We start from the raw sequence: 16,207 nt of genomic DNA, 5'->3' as shown, positions 1-16,207 counted from the left end.
TGCACCCATCCCGATCCCCGGTTTTCGGCGGGACGGCGATCTTACAGTGAAGATTTCGGGATGGTCCAACCTGACTATTCCCTCGACTCAAGCCGCCGCCCGGATCGCCTCGCCCGGCCACTTCGCCCAAAGCGCCGCTTCCTCGCCCGCGACCTTGAGCGCCGCCGCCGCCTTGACCGGGCCGAAGCCGCGGACCGCGAGGGGGAGAGCCGCGATCTCGATCGCGAGGCTGCGGTTGTCGGGGGTCAACCCGGCGAGCAGGCGATCGACCTTCGCCGCATAGTCGCCGAACGCGGCGCGTTCGTGACGGCGTTCTTCGCTATAGCCGAACGGGTCGAATACGGTGCCGCGTAGCCCTTTAAGCTTCGCGAGCACGCCGAACGCCGAAAAGATCCAAGGGCCAAAGCTGTACTTCTTCGGGCGGCCGGTCGCGGGATCGGTCCGTGCAAAGATCGGCGGCGACAGCTGGACACGCGCGGGCTTGCCACCCTCGAACTGCGCGGCAAACGAGGCACGGAAACGCCCGTCGCTGTACAGCCGCCCGACCTCATACTCGTCCTTATACGCGAGCAGCTTGTACGCCGAGCGCGCCACTGCCTCGGTCAGCCGATCGTCGCCGTGCGTGGTAACGCGGGCGACCAAGTCACTGAACTTGCTTGCATAGGCAGCATCTTGATACGCGGTCAGGTCAGCGACGCGGCGTTCGATCAGCTCGGGCAGGGTGGTCGACGGCGGCGCGGCGACCGGACCGCGCGCGGCCTCGACCATCGCGATCACCGTCTGCGGCGAATGCGCAAGCAGGCGGCCGAGCGCGAAGGCGCGCTTGTTGAACGGGATCGCGACGCCGTTCAATTCGATTGCGCCGTCGATGCTCGCGAGGCTGAGCGGGATTAGCCCCGACTGCCATGCATAGCCCATCAGCAGGATGTTCGCGCCGATAGCATCGCCGAGCAACGCAGTAGCGATCGTGTCGGCGGCGATGAAGCTCGTCGCGTTCGGGTTCGCTGCCTTGCGGATCGCTTTTTCAACGAGATGCGAGCGAAAGTCGATGTCGCGGTTGCGGACGAAGTCGCTCGTCGGGGCGATATCGCCATTGGCGACGACGGCAGTCCGGGTCGGGACCATCAGCGTCTGCGTCGCCTTGTCGGCGGCGACGACGGCGTCGCATGCAAGGACGAGGTCGGCGCCGCCGGCGATGATGCGGGGCGAGGTCAGGTCGTCGTTCGACGCTGCGAGCCGGACCGCCGAGTAAACCGCGCCACCCTTCTGCGCCATTCCCGCCATGTCGGCGGTCGTCGCGGCGAGGCCTTCGAGGTGCCCGGCGGTACCGAGCAATGCCGACACTGTCAGCACGCCTGTCCCGCCGATGCCGGTGACCATGATGTTGTAGCCGTGTCCCGGCGCGGGAAGGATTGGCTCGGGGACGCCCGACAGGTCGAGGTCGCCGGTCGATTTCGCCTTCTTGATCGTCGCGCCCTCGACTGTGACGAACGACGGGCAGAAGCCCTTGAGGCAGCTATAGTCCTTGTTGCAGCTCGACTGGTTGATCCGGCGCTTGCGGCCGAATTCGGCCTCGACCGGCTCGATCGAGACGCAGTTCGACTGGACGGAGCAGTCGCCGCAGCCCTCGCAAACCGCAGCATTAATGAAGACGCGCTGCTCGGGATCGACGAGCTGCTTGCGCTTGCGGCGGCGGCGTTTCTCGGCGGCGCAGGTCTGGTCGAAGATGATGACGGTGCACCCGGGGGTCGCCGCCATCTCGTCCTGGATCGCGGGCAGCGCGCTGCGGTCCAACAGGCGGACTGAAGACGGCAGCGTAACCCCTTGATAGCGCGACAGGTCCTCGGTCAGGACGACGGTCTTCACCGCATGCTCGGCGACCATCTGCGCGGCGATCGAGGGGACGTCGAGCTCGCCGTCGTGGGTCTGGCCGCCGGTCATCGCGACCGCATCGTTGAACAGGATCTTGTAGGTGATGTTGACCTTCGCCGCGATCGACTGGCGGATCGCGAGCAGCCCTGAGTGGAAGTAGGTCCCGTCGCCGAGGTTGGCGAAGACGTGCTTTTCAGTAGTGAACGGGGCCTCGCCGACCCACGTCACGCCCTCGCCGCCCATCTGGGTGAACGTCTCGGCGCGGTCCATCCACAGCGCCATGATGTGGCAGCCGATGCCGGCGAGCGTCCGCGCGCCGTCGGGGGCCTTGGTCGAGGTGTTGTGCGGGCAGCCCGAACAGAAATACGGGGTGCGCTTGATCGGCGTCTCGTAGGCAGCGGCCTTGCGGTCCTGGTCGTTGAAGAACGCCAGCCGTCCGCGGATCGCGTCGGTGTCGTAGTAGCGCTGGATGCGCGCAGCGACGACGTGCGCAATCGTGCCCGGGGTCAGCTCGTTGTCGGGCGACAGCAGCCAGTCGCCGTTCTCGTCGTGCTTGCCGACGACGCGCGGGCGGACGGCTTCGCGCCAGTTATACAGCTGCCAGCGGAGCTGATGCTCGATGAACTCGCGCTTTTCCTCGATGACGAGGACTTCCTCGAGCCTCTCGGCGAAGGCGCGGATGCCGTCAGGCTCCAATGGCCACGGCATCCCGACCTTGTAGACGCGCAGGCCGATCTGGCTGGCGATGCGCGCGTCGATGCCGAGCTCGGAGAGCGCCTCCATCGTGTCGGCGAACGCCTTGCCGGTGGTGACGATGCCGAAGCGCGGGTTGGGAGTTTCCCAGACGATGCGGTCGATGCCATTCGCCTTGGCAAAGGCCATCGCGGCGAAGCCCTTGTAGCGCTGGAGGCGGGTGTCCTCCTCGCGCCAGATGTCGCCGCCGCGGATGTGGATGCCGTCCTCGGGGAAGTCGAACGGCGGCAGGATGATCTGGCGCTGCTCGATGGCAAGGTCGATCGTGGCAGACGTCTCGACGGTGTCGGCGGTCGCCTTGAAGCCGACCCACGTTCCGGCAAAACGCGACATGGCGATGCCGAGCAGGCCGTATTCGACGAATTCGTGGACGCTGGCTGGCGACAGGAAGGGGACGAACGCCGCCTGGAAGTTGTGGTCGGACTGGTGGGGCAGGGTGCTCGATTTGGCACCGTGGTCGTCGCCGACGATCGCTAGCACGCCGCCGTGCGGGGTCGTCCCGGCGGCGTTGGCGTGCTTGATAACGTCCATCGCGCGGTCGAGCCCGGGGCCCTTGCCGTACCAGATGCCGAAGACGCCATCGACCGTCGCGCCGGGACGCATCCCGACGTGCTGGGTGCCCCACACAGCGGTCGCGCCGAGTTCTTCGTTGATGCCGGGGACGAAAACGATGTTCTCGGCGGCGAGAAGCTTTTTCGCGCGCCACAACTCCTGGTCGTAGCCGCCGAGCGGCGAACCGCGGTAGCCTGAAATGAAGCCGCCGGTGTTGAGCCCTGCGGCTTTGTCGCGGGCGCGCTGGACCAACGGCAGGCGGACAAGCGCCTGCGTGCCGGACATGAAGACGCGCCCGTCGGTAAAACGGTACTTGTCGTCCAGCGAAACGGGCGGAAGGCCGGCTACCATGATCTACTTCCCCAAGCGATTAGGTCAATGATACTGACCTTTCACGAAATGTTCAAGGGTCAGAAGCGTTTCGAGACACCAATATACGCTTCGACATCAGGGGTATCGCGGTTGAGCCCGACGTAGGTAGCGACGTCGAACTGAACCGACGGCATCGACTTGGGGATCCATGCGGCGAAGAAGTCTGCAGTGGCCTTGGTTGTCCGCCCGGTCGGGTCGTCGTCCTGCGTCGCGGCGAGCTCGACACCGGGGGTGACTGCCCCAAAGGCGCGACTGATCCCGCCGATCATCGTATAGCTCGCATGGTGGCCGCGGTCGCCGCTGTTGGGCAGGCGGTCGACTTCGGGCGACAGGCCGAGCGAGAAATCGGCGGGCAACGGGATCGTAACTGCGACGACAAGGCCCTGCGTCGACGATCCTGCACCAATCGCCGACTTTGCCGTCGGGATTGTGACGAACGGCGCGAGCGCGATCGATACGCCCTTGCCGTCCGGATTGAGCAGCGATTGCTTCAGACCGAGCAGCACGTCGCCGACGCCGCGGTCGGTCGTCGCACCGCCGCCGCGCATGCGGTCGCGAACACTGACGTACGGGCTCCACTCGGCGACCGCCTCAAGGTGGCTGGTGACGCCGTAGCGGAGCGTCGTCGATGCGATCGTCAGCGTGTCGGTAATGTCGCTTTCGGTCGCGTCGTGGGTGAAGTCGAGCGCGCCGGTTTCGACTTGGAGGTGGCCGGCGTCGACGATGCACGCCGGGGTCAAGCGGCCGGGGCGATCGGGACACAGGTCGCGCAGGTCGGCGGCAGAGGCTGGAGCAGCCGCGGACGCCAACCCAAGCATGGCGGCAAACACAGCAGAGCGTACGATCATGGCTGTTCCTTTGTGCGGTAGTCGGTCATAACGCATCGGCGTGGGGCGGGCATCTTTCGATAGACTGTTTCCTAGGGGAGCGGCGTCGTGTCCAGCGGGTCTCGCGCCGGGATAGCCGTTCCTGCCGGCGAGGCTTCGGTACGGTTGCGTGCGACGATCCGCGCGCGGCATCACTGACGGCGCATTATTATATGCGCCGGGAAGGACCGGACCGATGTTTGACCATGCCTCCGCCGTCGATCTTGCCCGTGCGCAGTTCGGCTTCACCATCTCGTTCCACTTCATCTTCCCGGCGTTCTCGATCGGGCTGGCCAGCTTTCTCCTTGTCCTCGAAGCGCTATGGCTGAAGACGGGCAACGATACCTACCTTGTCCTGTTCAAATACTGGTTGAAGATCTTCGCGATCGCGTTCGGCATGGGTGTCGTCTCGGGGATCGTCATGGCGTACCAGTTCGGCACCAACTGGGCGGTGTTCTCCGACAAGGCCGGGCCCGTCGTCGGCCCGCTGATGGCGTACGAGGTTCTCACCGCGTTCTTCCTCGAAGCCGGCTTCCTCGGCGTAATGCTGTTCGGGCTCGAGCGTGTCGGCAAGAAACTCCACTTCACCGCGACCTTCGCGGTGGCGGCGGGGACGTTCATCTCGGCGTTCTGGATCATCGTCGTCAATTCGTGGATGCAGACGCCGCAGGGCTACGCGATCAACCCGCAGGGGCAGTTCGTTCCCGCCGACTGGTTGGCGATCATCTTCAACCCGAGCATGCCGTACCGGCTCGTCCACACCGTACTGGGCGCGTATCTGACAACTGCGTTCGTCGTCGGCGGGGTCGGCGGCTGGCACCTGCTTCGCGAGCGCAGCCACAAGGAAGGGCCGAGCGAGGGGACGCGCGTGATGTTCTCGATGGCGATGTGGATGGCGGCGATCGTCGCGCCGATCCAGATCCTCGCCGGGCACACGCAGGGGACGAACACGCTCGCTTACCAGCCCGCCAAGATCGCCGCGATGGAGGGCAATTTCACCTCGCACCCCAACGGTGCGCCGCTGACCGTCGTCGGTATTCCGGACCAGAAGGCCGGGGTGATGCGCCACGCGATCGAGATTCCGAAGCTCGGCTCGCTCGTTCTCAAGGGCAGCATGAATGCGCCGATCGACGGGCTCGACAAGTTTTCGCGCGCCGACTGGCCGCAGGTGTACATCCTGTTCTGGACCTTCCGCGTCATGGTCGGGATCGGCGTCGGCATGTTCGGCCTTGGCCTGTGGAGCCTCGTCGCGCGCGCCAGCGGTAAGCTTTACGGCTGGCCGTGGCTCCACCGTGCGGCGGTGCTGATGGGGCCGACCGGGTTCGTCGCGGTCATCGCTGGCTGGATGACAACCGAGGTCGGGCGCCAGCCGTTTACTGTCTATCATCTCCTCCGCACCGCCCAGTCGGTCTCGCCGCTCCAAGCCCCGGCGGTGGCGGCGTCGCTTATCGCCTTCATCGTCGTCTATTTCTTCGTCTTCGGCGCCGGGACATTGTTCATCCTCCGGCTGATGGGCCACTCGCCGCATCCGGGAGAAAAGGGGCCCGACGAGGATCAGGTGACGCGGACGGCGGGTCTCACCCCGGTCCACCAGACGCACGGCGATGCCATCATGAACCCGGCGGAATAGGGAGATGGGCATCAGCTTCGATCTCACCGTCGTCTGGGCAGGTATCATCGCCTTCGCGGTGTTCGCCTATGTCGCGATGGACGGCTTCGACCTCGGCATCGGCATCCTGTTTCCCGCGCTGACGAAGGGCAACGACCGCAATTCTGCGATGAATTCGATCGCGCCTGTGTGGGACGGCAACGAAACGTGGCTGATCCTCGGCGGCGGCGGACTGCTCGCGGCGTTCCCGCTCGCCTACGCGGTAATCATGCCCGCGGTCTATGTGCCCGTCATCCTCATGCTGCTCGGATTGGTCTTCCGCGGTGTGGCGTTCGAGTTTCGCGGACGGACGACCCACCCGTGGCGGTGGGACGTCGCGTTCTTCGGTGGATCGATCACCGCCGCTTTCGCGCAGGGCGTTATCCTCGGCTCGATCCTGCAAGGGATCGTCGTCACCGGGCGCGGCTACGGCGGCGGCTGGTGGGACTGGCTGAGCCCGTTCACCTGCCTGACCGGCGCGGCGGTCGTCACCGGCTATGCCCTCCTCGGCGCGTGCTGGCTGATCTGGCGTGCCGAGGGCAACCTCCAGGCGCGGGCATACCGGCTCGCATGGCTCGCGGGCATCGGCACGATCGTCGCGGTCGTCGCGGTCAGCGCGGCGACGCCGTTCCTCAAGACCGCATATTACCACCGGTGGCTGACCGCGCCGGGCATCTATTACGCCGCGCCGGTGCCGATTCTCGCCGGCATCACCGGGCTGCTGTTCTTCCGGGCGATCGGGCGCAAGGCCGAACTGATGCCGTTCCTGCTGACGCTCGCGCTGTTCGCGCTCAGCTATGTCGGACTGGCGATCAGCATGTTCCCGTATCTCGTCCCCGGGCAGATCACGATCTATCAGGCGGCGGCGCCGGCATCGAGCCAGATCTTCATGCTTGTTGGGGTCGCGATCATGGTGCCGATCATCCTCGCTTACACCGGCTATGCCTATTGGCTGTTCCGCGGCAAGGTCGGGCACGAGGGCTATCATTGAGCGCCCCCGAGTCTTCGACCGCAAAGCGGCTGGCGTGGTTCGTCGGCTTGTGGGTGGCAGGAGTCGCTACGGTCGCCGCCGTCGGGCTGGTGATCCGCCTGTGGCTCCACAGCTAACTTGCACCGACCCGCGTCACTGGTATAAGCCCGCGCTTCCCTCGCGGGCGTGGCGGAATTGGTAGACGCGCTTGGTTTAGGTCCAAGTATCGTGAGATGTGGGGGTTCGAGTCCCTTCGCCCGCACCACGGCCTTATTGAAAGACGGACACTTAAAATGCGTATTGCCGAGACGTTGAACGAAGGCCTCAAGCGCGAATACAGCGTCTCGATCCCGGCCGCCGACATCGAAGCCAAGGTCGATGCGCAGCTCGGCAAGGTCGCGTCGCAGGTCCGCATGCCCGGCTTCCGCCCCGGCAAGGTTCCGCTCAACCTCGTTCGCAAGATGCACGGCGCGCAGCTCCGCTCCGACGCGCTACAGGAAGCGGTCAACGAGGGGATGCAGCAGCTCATCGCCGAACACGCGCTGCGCCCCGCGATGCAGCCGCAGATCGACCTTGCCGCGCCGCCGGCCGAGGGCCAGGACGTTGACTTCACCGTCGCCGTCGAAGTCCTGCCGGTGATCGACGCGCCGAAGATCGACGGCATCGCCCTCGAGAAGCTCGTTGTCGAACCCGGTGACGCCGAACTCGACGCCGCCGTCCAGCGGCTCGCTGACCAGCAGAAGTCGTTTGAGCCCGCACCCGCCGACCATGCCGCCGCGACCGGCGACACCGTCGTCGTCGACTTCGCCGGCAGCGTCGACGGCGAGCCGTTCGACGGTGGCAAAGGCGAGGGAATGAAGATTCTGATCGGCTCGGGCCAGCTGATCCCCGGCTTCGAGGACCAGTTGATCGGTGCCAAGACCGGCGAAGCGCGCACCGTCAAGGTGACCTTCCCGACCGATTATAACGTCGCCTATCTGACCGGGCGCGACGCCGAGTTCGCGGTCACCGTCACCGGCGTCGAAGTCGCCGCCCCGGTCGCGCTCGACGATGCCTTCGCCAAGGGCTTCGGCATCGACAGCTACGAGGCCCTGCGCGAGATCCTCAAGGACCAGGTCACCGCCGAGCTCGGCGCGATGACCCGCACCCACATGAAGCGCAAGCTGCTCGACACGCTTGCGTCGGCGCACGATTTCGCCGTCCCGCAGTCGATGGTCGACGCCGAGTTCGACCAGATCTGGCGCCAGGTCGAGGCCGAGGGTGAAGATTCGGGCGACGATGCCAAGAAGGCCGACGACCGTGCTGAATACCGCCGCATCGCCGAACGCCGCGTCCGCCTTGGGCTGCTGCTGTCGGAGATCGGGCAGGGGAACGGCGTTAACGTCACCCAGGCCGAGATGAACCGGCTGATCGGGCAGGAGGCGACGAAGTACGACCGCGCCGAACAGCCGCAGGTGGTGAAGTATTTCCAGGAAAATGCGATGGCGGCGGCGCAGCTCCGCGCCCCGCTGTACGAGGACAAGGTCGTCGACTTCCTGATCGGCAAGGCCGACGTCACCGAGCGCGTCGTGTCGCGCGAGGCGTTGCAGGCCGAGATCGAGAGCGACGACGAGACCCCTGGCGCACACGTCCACGGGCCGGATTGCGGTCACGACCACGGGCATGACCATGCTGGCCATGACCATGGGCACGACCACGCCGGGCACGATCATGCTCCGGCTCCCAAGGCGAAGAAGGCGAAGGCCAAGCCCGCTGCGGCTGAGCCCGTAACTGCCGAGGCTGAAGCTGCGCCCGCCGTCGCCGAAGCTGACCCTGCCGCTGCCGAAGCGCCGGCCAAGGCGGCCAAGCCGAAGAAGGCCAAGCCGGTCGAAACCGACCCCGTCGCCGCGATCGAACCGCAGGCTGCGGTCGAGCCGGGCGCCGAGCCTGCTGCTGCCGCCAAGCCGAAGCGCGCGAAGAAGACTGCGGCGGAGTAACTCCCTCGTCGTCACCCCGGCCTGCGCCGGGGTGACGCGCGGTCCTCCTTCTCTCCGCTCTCGGTTGCCCCGGAGCGGCGGGGTGCAGAAAGTGCCGCGACCCAAGGGGGCTTGAAGCCCGCGCCGTTCGAGCCGATGTTGGCAACACGCAATCCTCGCCCGAACCCCACGGAGCCACCATGCCCGACCACGCCGACATCATCGGGGGCCTCGTCCCCATCGTCATCGAACAGTCGAACCGCGGCGAGCGGTCCTTCGACATCTTCTCGCGTCTGCTGCGCGAGCGGATCATCTTTGTCACCGCGCAGGTCGAGGACCACATGGCCTCGCTCATCGTCGCGCAGCTGCTCTTCCTCGAGTCAGAGAACCCGAAGAAGGACATCTACATGTACATCAACTCACCGGGCGGCGTGATCACCGCCGGCATGGCGATCTATGACACGATGCAGTATATCCGCCCCAAGGTTGGGACAGTATGCATCGGCCAGGCCGCGTCGATGGGCAGTTTCCTCCTCGCCGCTGGTGAGCCGGGGATGCGCGTCGCGCTCAAAAACTCGCGGATCATGATCCATCAGCCGTCGGGCGGCGCGCAGGGCCAGGCGACCGACATCGAGATCCAGGCCAAGGAAATTCTCCGCGTCCGGCATGCGATGAACGAGCTATACGTCAAGCACACCGGCCAGACCCTCGACGTCATCGAGCGGGCGATGGAGCGCGACAAGTTCCTGTCGGCCGAGGAAGCGAAGGTCTTTGGGTTGATCGACGAAGTCACCGACAAGCGCCCGACACCGCTCGAAGGCGAGGCACTGAAGGCTGCGTGAGGCGTCGAAATATCCGACGCTTTGTGACTTTATCGTGACGGCAAGCATAATCACGGGTTGCCGCGCCGCAGCGACACCCGCTAGACTGAACCGCGTTCGCGCGAAAGGATACCCATGACCAAATTGACTGGCGGGGACTCGAAGAACACGCTGTACTGCTCGTTCTGCGGCAAGTCCCAGCACGAAGTCCGCAAGCTCATTGCCGGACCGACGGTGTTCATCTGCGACGAATGCGTCGAGCTGTGTAACGACATCATCCGCGAGGAAACCAAGACCGCTTTGGTGAAGACCAAGGACGGCGTGCCGACCCCGCGCGAGATCTGCAAGGTGCTCGACGACTATGTGATCGGCCAGAACCACGCCAAGCGGGTACTGTCGGTCGCGGTCCACAACCACTACAAGCGGCTCAACCACGGTGCCAAGGGTGCCGAGGTCGAGCTCGCTAAGTCGAACATCCTGCTCGTCGGGCCGACCGGCTGCGGCAAGACCTTGCTTGCCCAGACGCTTGCCCGCATCCTCGACGTGCCGTTCACGATGGCCGATGCGACGACGCTGACCGAGGCCGGTTACGTCGGCGAGGATGTCGAGAATATCATTCTCAAGCTGCTCCAGGCGTCGGACTATAACGTCGAGCGGGCGCAGCGCGGGATCGTCTACATCGACGAGATCGACAAGATCAGCCGCAAGGCTGACAACCCCTCGATCACCCGCGACGTCAGCGGCGAGGGCGTCCAGCAGGCGCTGCTCAAGATCATGGAGGGCACCACCGCGAGCGTTCCCCCGCAGGGCGGGCGCAAGCATCCGCAGCAGGAGTTCCTCCAGGTCGACACGACCAACATCCTGTTCATCTGTGGCGGCGCCTTCAACGGCCTCGAGCGGATCATTGGCGACCGGCTCCAAGGCAAGTCGATCGGCTTTGGCGCGCATGTCGCCGGTCCAGATGAACGCCGGACCGGCGCGATGCTCCGCCAGTGCGAGCCTGAGGATCTGCTCAAGTTCGGCCTGATCCCCGAGTTCATCGGGCGTCTCCCGGTCATCGCCACGCTCGAGGATCTCGACGAGGGCGCGCTGATCAAAATCCTGACCGAGCCGAAGAACGCGCTGAGTAAGCAGTATGCCCGGCTGTTCGAGATGGAGGGGGTCAAGCTGTCGTTCACCACCGATGCGCTCGCGGCGATCTCGAAGCGTGCGATCGAGCGCCGCACCGGTGCGCGCGGGCTGCGGTCGATCATGGAGTCGATCCTGCTCGACACGATGTTCGAGCTTCCCGGGATGGACGGGGTCGACGAGGTCGTCGTCGACAAGGACGTCGTCGGCGGCACCAAGGAGCCGGTTCGGGTCTTCGCCAAGGAAGTCGCGAGCGCCTAGGCGACCGGCTTCTTCACCAACGATAAGGGCGCCGGTCAGATCTGACCGGCGCCCTTTTTCGTATTTTTACAACGTCTTGCCGGCTTGGGGGGAGGACGGGGTGGCCGTCCTCCCCCCTTAGCCATTAGAACGTCAGGCGGAAGCCGCCGGTCAGGCCGTTGATCGTGCGATCGCGGGCGAACGTGCCGTCATAGTCGAGCACGATCGAGAACGGGCTGTGCGCGCTGCTCAGCGTCAGGCCTGCACCGGCCTTGGCATAGTCGCGGGCCAGCGGCGTCGGCGAGAAGGCGACGGTGCTCAGGCCGCCGGTGCCGCCGCCGAAGCCGACGTCGAAGCCGCGCGAGCCGTAGTGCTCGAACTCGTGACGGTATTCGCCGCGAACTTCCGGACGCAGCGAGACGCCGTCACCGAGCGGGATCGCCGCGCCGATGCGGAGTCCGGCGGTGCCGAGAACCGATTCGTACTTCTCGCGGCCGACCGAAAGCGCGCCGATGTCGGTGCCGTCGGTGAAGCCGTTGATCCGCACGTTGGTGTAGCGGCCGCCGACGAAGGGCTCGAACTCGAAACCGAACTCGTTGAAGCTCAGCCCGGTGGTCGCGCCGCCGACGATGATCCGGCTACGCGTGTTCGCCGAATAGTTCAGGTCGGTCGGAGTGACGGTGTTGCCGCCGAAGTTGACCGAGCGACGCAGGTCGTACTTGCCTTCGCCGTAGGTGCCGAACAGGTCGACATACAGCGGGCCGACGCCGAGCGTGCCGTAACCACCGCCGAACCAGTTGCCAATACGGCTGTTCCGGCTGCCCGGATCGAGACGCGCGTCGACATTCGAGTAACCGCCGGTGATGCCGATCAGCGACTTCTCACCGAAGCGAAGGTCCATGCCGCCGATCACGTTCTGCGAGCCATAGTCGGTCCGGCTGCGATCGCCATTGGCGTCGAAGTGGCCGGTCTGGCCGTTGGCAACGAGGAACGAGCCGTACTTGCGCTCACCGGGAGCAGCCTGGCCGGCAACGCCCTGGACGCCGGTGCCGCCGGCGCGGAAGTCGCGCAGGTAACGGCGGATGACGCTTTCCTGGAAGTCGGCGGTCTGCATCGACAGGTCGCCGAGCAGGGAATAGCTGCCGGGGGTGAACTGCGAATACGCGGCGGGGAGGGCGCTGGTGGGCACGCCGGCGAGCGACGTCTGGACGGCGACGGTCGCGGCGGTCGGCGTGCCGACGGGCGTGGTGATCGCGGCGGCGACGTTCGCCTGGTTGGGCGAGAGCTGCGCGTTGGCAGTGGTGGCGAGACCCGCCAGTGCGGCGGCGGAAAGCAACTTGGATACGCGAGATGACATAACTGCTCCATCGGGTAGTGGTTAAACCCCGGCGGCAGAACGTCATCAGGGCAGGATGGTCGCACCGGTCGATCCGGTTTTGACAGAGTGTTGCTCCGCTGCATCCGCCATTTCGCCGACGTATTTAATGTCTGCAGCATGAACGCATAACATCATGGCGTACAGACTCACGCTGTAGCAGTTTTAGTACATCGCGGAGTCTCAGATCCGATCATTTGTTTCAGATTTATGATTTACAGGTCGAAATGTGCGGACAGCGGAACTTTGCCTGATTATCCATATCGTTGACTTTAATTACGACGAACGCCGCGGGAACGACATTGGCCACGATCAACGAATCCGCTCCGCCTAGTACGGCGGCCCGTACCCCTGCCTCGGCGGCGCCGCGCTGACGATGCGATAACCCGCGGCGATGATCGCCTCCGTATCCCACTTGCCGCCGGACGCGGGCGTGGGCCCCCCTGTAAGCGACGGCGTCGAAGATGGCAGCGGCGACGCATCGCCGGAAGTTGACGAACCTGACGCCACGTCGCGATGAAACGCAGCGTCCCCGCGGGATTCCGTAGCACCGCCCGGCGAGCCTGCAGCGCCCGCCGCGCCCGCCGCCTTGCCGGCCGCGGTGCCGCTCGTGTCCGGCGCGCGAGCGTTCTGCGCCTCCACTGCGTCGTCCCGCTGCCAGCGCTCGATCGCGCCCCCGTCATCGGGCGCACAGGGCAAGTCCATCGCGATCGCCGCAATACCGCCCGCAATGTCTGCCGCCTCGGCCGCACCCTCGGATGCTTCGGGCGCGAGCGCATCCTCAACGCCGCCCGCCGCAAGCGCCGCCGCACAGTGCTCATCCGCCGCCGGATCGGGTGCTGCTCGCGCCGTCCTGGCCGCGGCTGCCTCGGCGGTTGCCGTGGCCGCCGCCGCCATGGCCGCCGCCTCCGTCGCCGCCGCCTTCGCCGCGTCCTCGGCGCGAAGATACGCCTGATATGCGGCTTCGCGGCGTGCTTCGAGGATCTTGAGGTCGTCCGCCTTGTCTGCCGCTTCCTGTTCCGCGCGATGGTTCGCCTCGCAATATTTCCGGGATTCGTCGCCGAGGATACAATCGATGCCGACCGCGAGGTTTTCGGAGCGCACCTCCGGGTGGATGTCGTTGACGTCCTGGCGGTCGCGGCTCCTGGCGTAGTTCATCGGGTCGCGGTAGCGCAGGATGAACATCGTCAGGGTTTCGTTGTAGCGCCGGTGCTCGCCGACGACTTCGCCCTTGTAGTAATGCGGCACCGCGACGCCGTGGATCGCCCGGCTGAGCGCCGCGTCGGCGAGGCGATGCACCGCATAGTCGAGCGCGAGGTCCCACGACATGCGAAAGTCGATCGCGTCGTAGCGCCGCCGCAACGCATAGGCGCTCTCGGTCGACATGCCGACGGCGCGGCACGCATCGGTGACGCACCCGGTTTCGGCGAGCGCGTTGATGAAGCCGACCTGCTTTTGCTTCGTCCACCCGTCGTGCCGGTTGCGGGTGAACACCGGGGTGAAGGTCCGGGTCCAGGTAGAGCGCGAGGGGGCTGGGTTTGTCATCGACGAGTCTATGCGCGCGGGGGCGGGGTGTAGGACAGGGTTTGTTACGGGGGTGGGGTGGTTTGTCGGTGTAGGATGCCGAGGGGCAACAATGGACTTCGAGTTCGACCCCGCAAAGGATGCCGCCAATCTGGCGAAGCATGGCGTGCCGCTGCTGTTCGGGGCGTGTGATATACTAGCGGCGTTAAGGGAGGCGGAATGATCAGCTCTGACGACGATGCTGTCGCTGCAGCCGCCGCGCTGGCGCGTGTCAGTGGCGGCGAGAAGACGATGCCCGCCGAAGTTCTCGCGCTGATGCTCGACGACGGCCTGTCGCCGCTTGCCGCATGGCGCCGTTATCGCGGCTTAAGCCAAGCGGCGCTGGCGGAAATGGCGGCGATTAGTCAGGTCTGGGTCGGGCGAATCGAGGCGGGCGGCGGGTATGGCTCGCCCGCAACGCGGCGGAAGTTGGCCGCGGCGTTGGGGGTGGAGGTATGGGCGCTCGACGATCCCGATGCGGGTGGCGAAGGGGCGGCTAAGCGAGCAACTTAATCGCGTTGTCTTTTGTACAATGTAAGGTACAACTCGATCCATGTACGCCCTCAGCTTCTCCGAGACCCGCGCCAACCTCAAGGCAGTGATGGACCGCGTCGTTGCCGACCGCGCGCCGGTGGTGATCACCCGTCAGCGCGGGGAAAGCGTCGTCATGGTAGCGCAGAGCGACTGGGAGGCGATGGAGGAAACGCTCTACCTGCTATCGTCGCCGGCGAACGCGAAGCAGCTGATGGACGGCATCGCCCGGCTCGATGCCGGGCTCGGTGAGGAGCACGAGCTCATCGAGCCGTGAAGGTTACATTCGACGCCGACGCCTGGACCGAATACCTGACGTGGGTCGACGAGGATCGGAAAGTCCTCGCCCGGATCAACGCGCTGATCGCCGAATGCCGCCGCGATCCGTTTCGCGGTACCGGCAAGCCTGAACCGCTAAAGCGCAACCTGACCGGCTGGTGGTCGCGCCGGATCACGACGGAGCATCGGCTGGTGTACCGGGTGCGTGGGGCGGGGGAGGGGCAGGCGCTAGAGGTGTTGTCGTGTCGGTATCATTACTAATTACGGCTAAAGACAGAAGTCTTTACGGGTAAAGCTGTCTAAAAGACAAATCCACCAGCGTTACGATACTGTTCAGCATTCCAACTGAGAGCGCTCTCGTGCACAATATGACGCAGTCGTTTTATGCTATTGTGCACGATACCTAAGTCTGTAAGAGACCAAACTCCGTTTACAACAACGTCGAATGTCTCAGGGTCAAAGTAAAATAGCCCCCGGTCAAAAAGTCGGTGGTGCAGCGCACATAGCACCAACCCGTTTCGTGGGTCGTTGCTTCCCAAGGCGCTCTTCGGAGCGACGTGTGCTGCGTCAAGGCCTTCAGGCACGCAAAAATCGCAGACTGCGCATTTAGCGCCTTGCTTGCTTAGAACATCGCTTCGAAACTTGGACTGACCGGTTCGCTCCTTAACCGTCCTGAAGTGGCCCGTTGCTACTTCATCAAATAACCTAAAATCCGCTTCAACACCCTGGAACGACACAGAATATTTGGCCATAATATCGGCAATAAATCTCTCTTCGTCGCCAAATTTCGAATCCGTAATGCGTGCAAGCGATAAGGATGCAGTACGGCCACGGAGATTGTAGTTCGGACTAATTCCAAAGTTATCCTTGAATTCAGACCAATCGTAATTGATTAACTGCCCCTGAAGAAATACGATGATGGGAAAGCTTTGTTCATTCCAGATGTGATTTGATAAGGTCCACGATGGAACACTTAGCTTGTGCAGAACTTGCCCAACGTAAGCGAATTTTTCGCTTTCTAATAACATAAGAAAATCGCCGTTCGTCATCCTAGACACGACGGTCTGGGCGCCGCTCGGCAGTCCCCATATCTGGAATCCGGTCGGGGCAACTTCGTTCTCGAGCATTTTCAGATTTGAAATCTCAGCATTTGCTATCTCAGGCAAATACTTTTCCAAACCGATCATCATAAAGCGGCGCAATTCTCCGTCTGCACCAATGCTTCTTGGAGCGTCTCTAGCCCAAAGTTGACGACCGATGTGCTGGTAGAAAATTGCCACCG

The 16,207-nt window shown here is 64.6% G+C and carries 14 protein-coding genes and 1 tRNA gene; 10 read left to right on the top strand and 5 right to left on the bottom strand.

What is annotated here, in order from left to right; all coding sequences use genetic code 11:
- Positions 1–87: 87 nt before the first annotated feature.
- Positions 88–3,528, bottom strand: a complete 3,441-nt coding sequence (locus KTC28_RS14825) for an indolepyruvate ferredoxin oxidoreductase family protein (RefSeq protein ID WP_216707910.1) — start codon at positions 3,526–3,528, stop codon at positions 88–90.
- Between the two features lie 59 nt (positions 3,529–3,587).
- Positions 3,588–4,397 carry a transporter gene (locus tag KTC28_RS14820; RefSeq protein ID WP_216707909.1) on the bottom strand — a complete coding sequence of 270 codons (810 nt, stop codon included), beginning with the start codon at positions 4,395–4,397 and terminating at the stop codon, positions 3,588–3,590.
- Positions 4,398–4,611: 214 nt separating this feature from the next.
- Here KTC28_RS14820 and KTC28_RS14815 point away from each other — a divergent pair, with 214 nt between their 5' ends.
- The 7 genes from KTC28_RS14815 (at position 4,612) to clpX (ending at position 11,198) form a co-directional block, all read left to right on the top strand.
- Positions 4,612–6,045, top strand: a complete 1,434-nt coding sequence (locus KTC28_RS14815; protein WP_216707908.1) for a cytochrome ubiquinol oxidase subunit I — start codon at positions 4,612–4,614, stop codon at positions 6,043–6,045.
- A 4-nt stretch (positions 6,046–6,049) separates the two neighbouring features.
- Positions 6,050–7,054, top strand: a complete 1,005-nt coding sequence (gene cydB / locus KTC28_RS14810; protein WP_216707907.1) for a cytochrome d ubiquinol oxidase subunit II — start codon at positions 6,050–6,052, stop codon at positions 7,052–7,054.
- On the top strand, positions 7,051–7,170 hold the full coding sequence (locus KTC28_RS14805; protein ID WP_216707906.1) for a DUF2474 domain-containing protein: 120 nt from the start codon (positions 7,051–7,053) through the stop codon (positions 7,168–7,170). Before cydB ends, KTC28_RS14805 begins: the two co-directional genes overlap by 4 nt.
- A 43-nt stretch (positions 7,171–7,213) precedes the next feature.
- Positions 7,214–7,298: transfer RNA gene (locus KTC28_RS14800), tRNA-Leu, on the top strand.
- A 28-nt stretch (positions 7,299–7,326) separates the two neighbouring features.
- Positions 7,327–9,009 (top strand): trigger factor, encoded by a 1,683-nt coding sequence (gene tig, locus KTC28_RS14795; protein WP_216707905.1) that lies wholly within the window; start codon positions 7,327–7,329, stop codon positions 9,007–9,009.
- 179 nt (positions 9,010–9,188) lie between these two features.
- Entirely contained in the window at positions 9,189–9,830 is a 642-nt protein-coding gene (gene clpP, locus KTC28_RS14790) for an ATP-dependent Clp endopeptidase proteolytic subunit ClpP (RefSeq protein ID WP_216707904.1), read from the top strand.
- 114 nt (positions 9,831–9,944) lie between these two features.
- Positions 9,945–11,198, top strand: coding sequence for an ATP-dependent Clp protease ATP-binding subunit ClpX (clpX, locus tag KTC28_RS14785; protein ID WP_216707903.1), 1,254 nt, complete (start codon positions 9,945–9,947; stop codon positions 11,196–11,198).
- Between the two features lie 124 nt (positions 11,199–11,322).
- Here clpX and KTC28_RS14780 read toward each other — a convergent pair whose 3' ends face one another.
- Together KTC28_RS14780 and KTC28_RS14775 are read right to left on the bottom strand one after the other, a co-directional pair.
- A complete protein-coding gene (locus KTC28_RS14780) occupies positions 11,323–12,534 on the bottom strand; it encodes an autotransporter outer membrane beta-barrel domain-containing protein (protein WP_216707902.1) in 1,212 nt (403 codons plus the stop codon).
- Positions 12,535–12,882: 348 nt separating this feature from the next.
- A complete protein-coding gene (locus tag KTC28_RS14775) occupies positions 12,883–14,046 on the bottom strand; it encodes a hypothetical protein (RefSeq protein WP_216707901.1) in 1,164 nt (387 codons plus the stop codon).
- Between the two features lie 249 nt (positions 14,047–14,295).
- Between KTC28_RS14775 and KTC28_RS14770 the strand changes: the two genes are divergently transcribed.
- Genes KTC28_RS14770 through KTC28_RS14760 form a run of 3 tightly spaced genes read left to right on the top strand, consistent with a single transcriptional unit; the run spans position 14,296 to position 15,186 of the window.
- Positions 14,296–14,628, top strand: a complete 333-nt coding sequence (locus tag KTC28_RS14770; protein ID WP_216707900.1) for a helix-turn-helix domain-containing protein — start codon at positions 14,296–14,298, stop codon at positions 14,626–14,628.
- 40 nt (positions 14,629–14,668) lie between these two features.
- The gene (locus KTC28_RS14765) at positions 14,669–14,923 is read left to right on the top strand and encodes a type II toxin-antitoxin system Phd/YefM family antitoxin (RefSeq protein WP_216707899.1); all 255 of its coding nucleotides are present in this window, start codon (positions 14,669–14,671) and stop codon (positions 14,921–14,923) included.
- Positions 14,920–15,186, top strand: a complete 267-nt coding sequence (locus KTC28_RS14760; protein ID WP_216707898.1) for a Txe/YoeB family addiction module toxin — start codon at positions 14,920–14,922, stop codon at positions 15,184–15,186. The genes KTC28_RS14765 and KTC28_RS14760 overlap by 4 nt, the downstream gene beginning before the upstream one ends.
- Before the next feature lie 38 nt (positions 15,187–15,224).
- Here KTC28_RS14760 and KTC28_RS14755 read toward each other — a convergent pair whose 3' ends face one another.
- Positions 15,225–16,205 (bottom strand): HNH endonuclease, encoded by a 981-nt coding sequence (locus KTC28_RS14755; RefSeq protein WP_216707897.1) that lies wholly within the window; start codon positions 16,203–16,205, stop codon positions 15,225–15,227.
- Positions 16,206–16,207: the final 2 nt, after the last annotated feature.

Origin of the sequence: Polymorphobacter megasporae (assembly GCF_018982885.2) — a bacterium.
Classification (GTDB): domain Bacteria; phylum Pseudomonadota; class Alphaproteobacteria; order Sphingomonadales; family Sphingomonadaceae; genus Polymorphobacter_B; species Polymorphobacter_B megasporae.
The sequence above is the reverse complement of the archived record's forward strand: the minus strand, read 5'-3'. Positions and strand labels throughout refer to the sequence as shown.

Bases quoted from the DNA above. Each gene is read 5' to 3' on its own strand.
- KTC28_RS14825 (WP_216707910.1), bottom strand. From the start codon at position 3,528: ATGGTAGCCGGCCTTCCGCCCGTTTCGCTGGACGACAAGTACCGTTTT.
- KTC28_RS14820 (WP_216707909.1), bottom strand. From the start codon at position 4,397: ATGATCGTACGCTCTGCTGTGTTTGCCGCCATGCTTGGGTTGGCGTCC.
- KTC28_RS14815 (WP_216707908.1), top strand. From the start codon at position 4,612: ATGTTTGACCATGCCTCCGCCGTCGATCTTGCCCGTGCGCAGTTCGGC.
- cydB (WP_216707907.1), top strand. From the start codon at position 6,050: ATGGGCATCAGCTTCGATCTCACCGTCGTCTGGGCAGGTATCATCGCC.
- tig (WP_216707905.1), top strand. From the start codon at position 7,327: ATGCGTATTGCCGAGACGTTGAACGAAGGCCTCAAGCGCGAATACAGC.
- clpP (WP_216707904.1), top strand. From the start codon at position 9,189: ATGCCCGACCACGCCGACATCATCGGGGGCCTCGTCCCCATCGTCATC.
- clpX (WP_216707903.1), top strand. From the start codon at position 9,945: ATGACCAAATTGACTGGCGGGGACTCGAAGAACACGCTGTACTGCTCG.
- KTC28_RS14780 (WP_216707902.1), bottom strand. From the start codon at position 12,534: ATGTCATCTCGCGTATCCAAGTTGCTTTCCGCCGCCGCACTGGCGGGT.
- KTC28_RS14770 (WP_216707900.1), top strand. From the start codon at position 14,296: ATGATCAGCTCTGACGACGATGCTGTCGCTGCAGCCGCCGCGCTGGCG.
- KTC28_RS14765 (WP_216707899.1), top strand. From the start codon at position 14,669: ATGTACGCCCTCAGCTTCTCCGAGACCCGCGCCAACCTCAAGGCAGTG.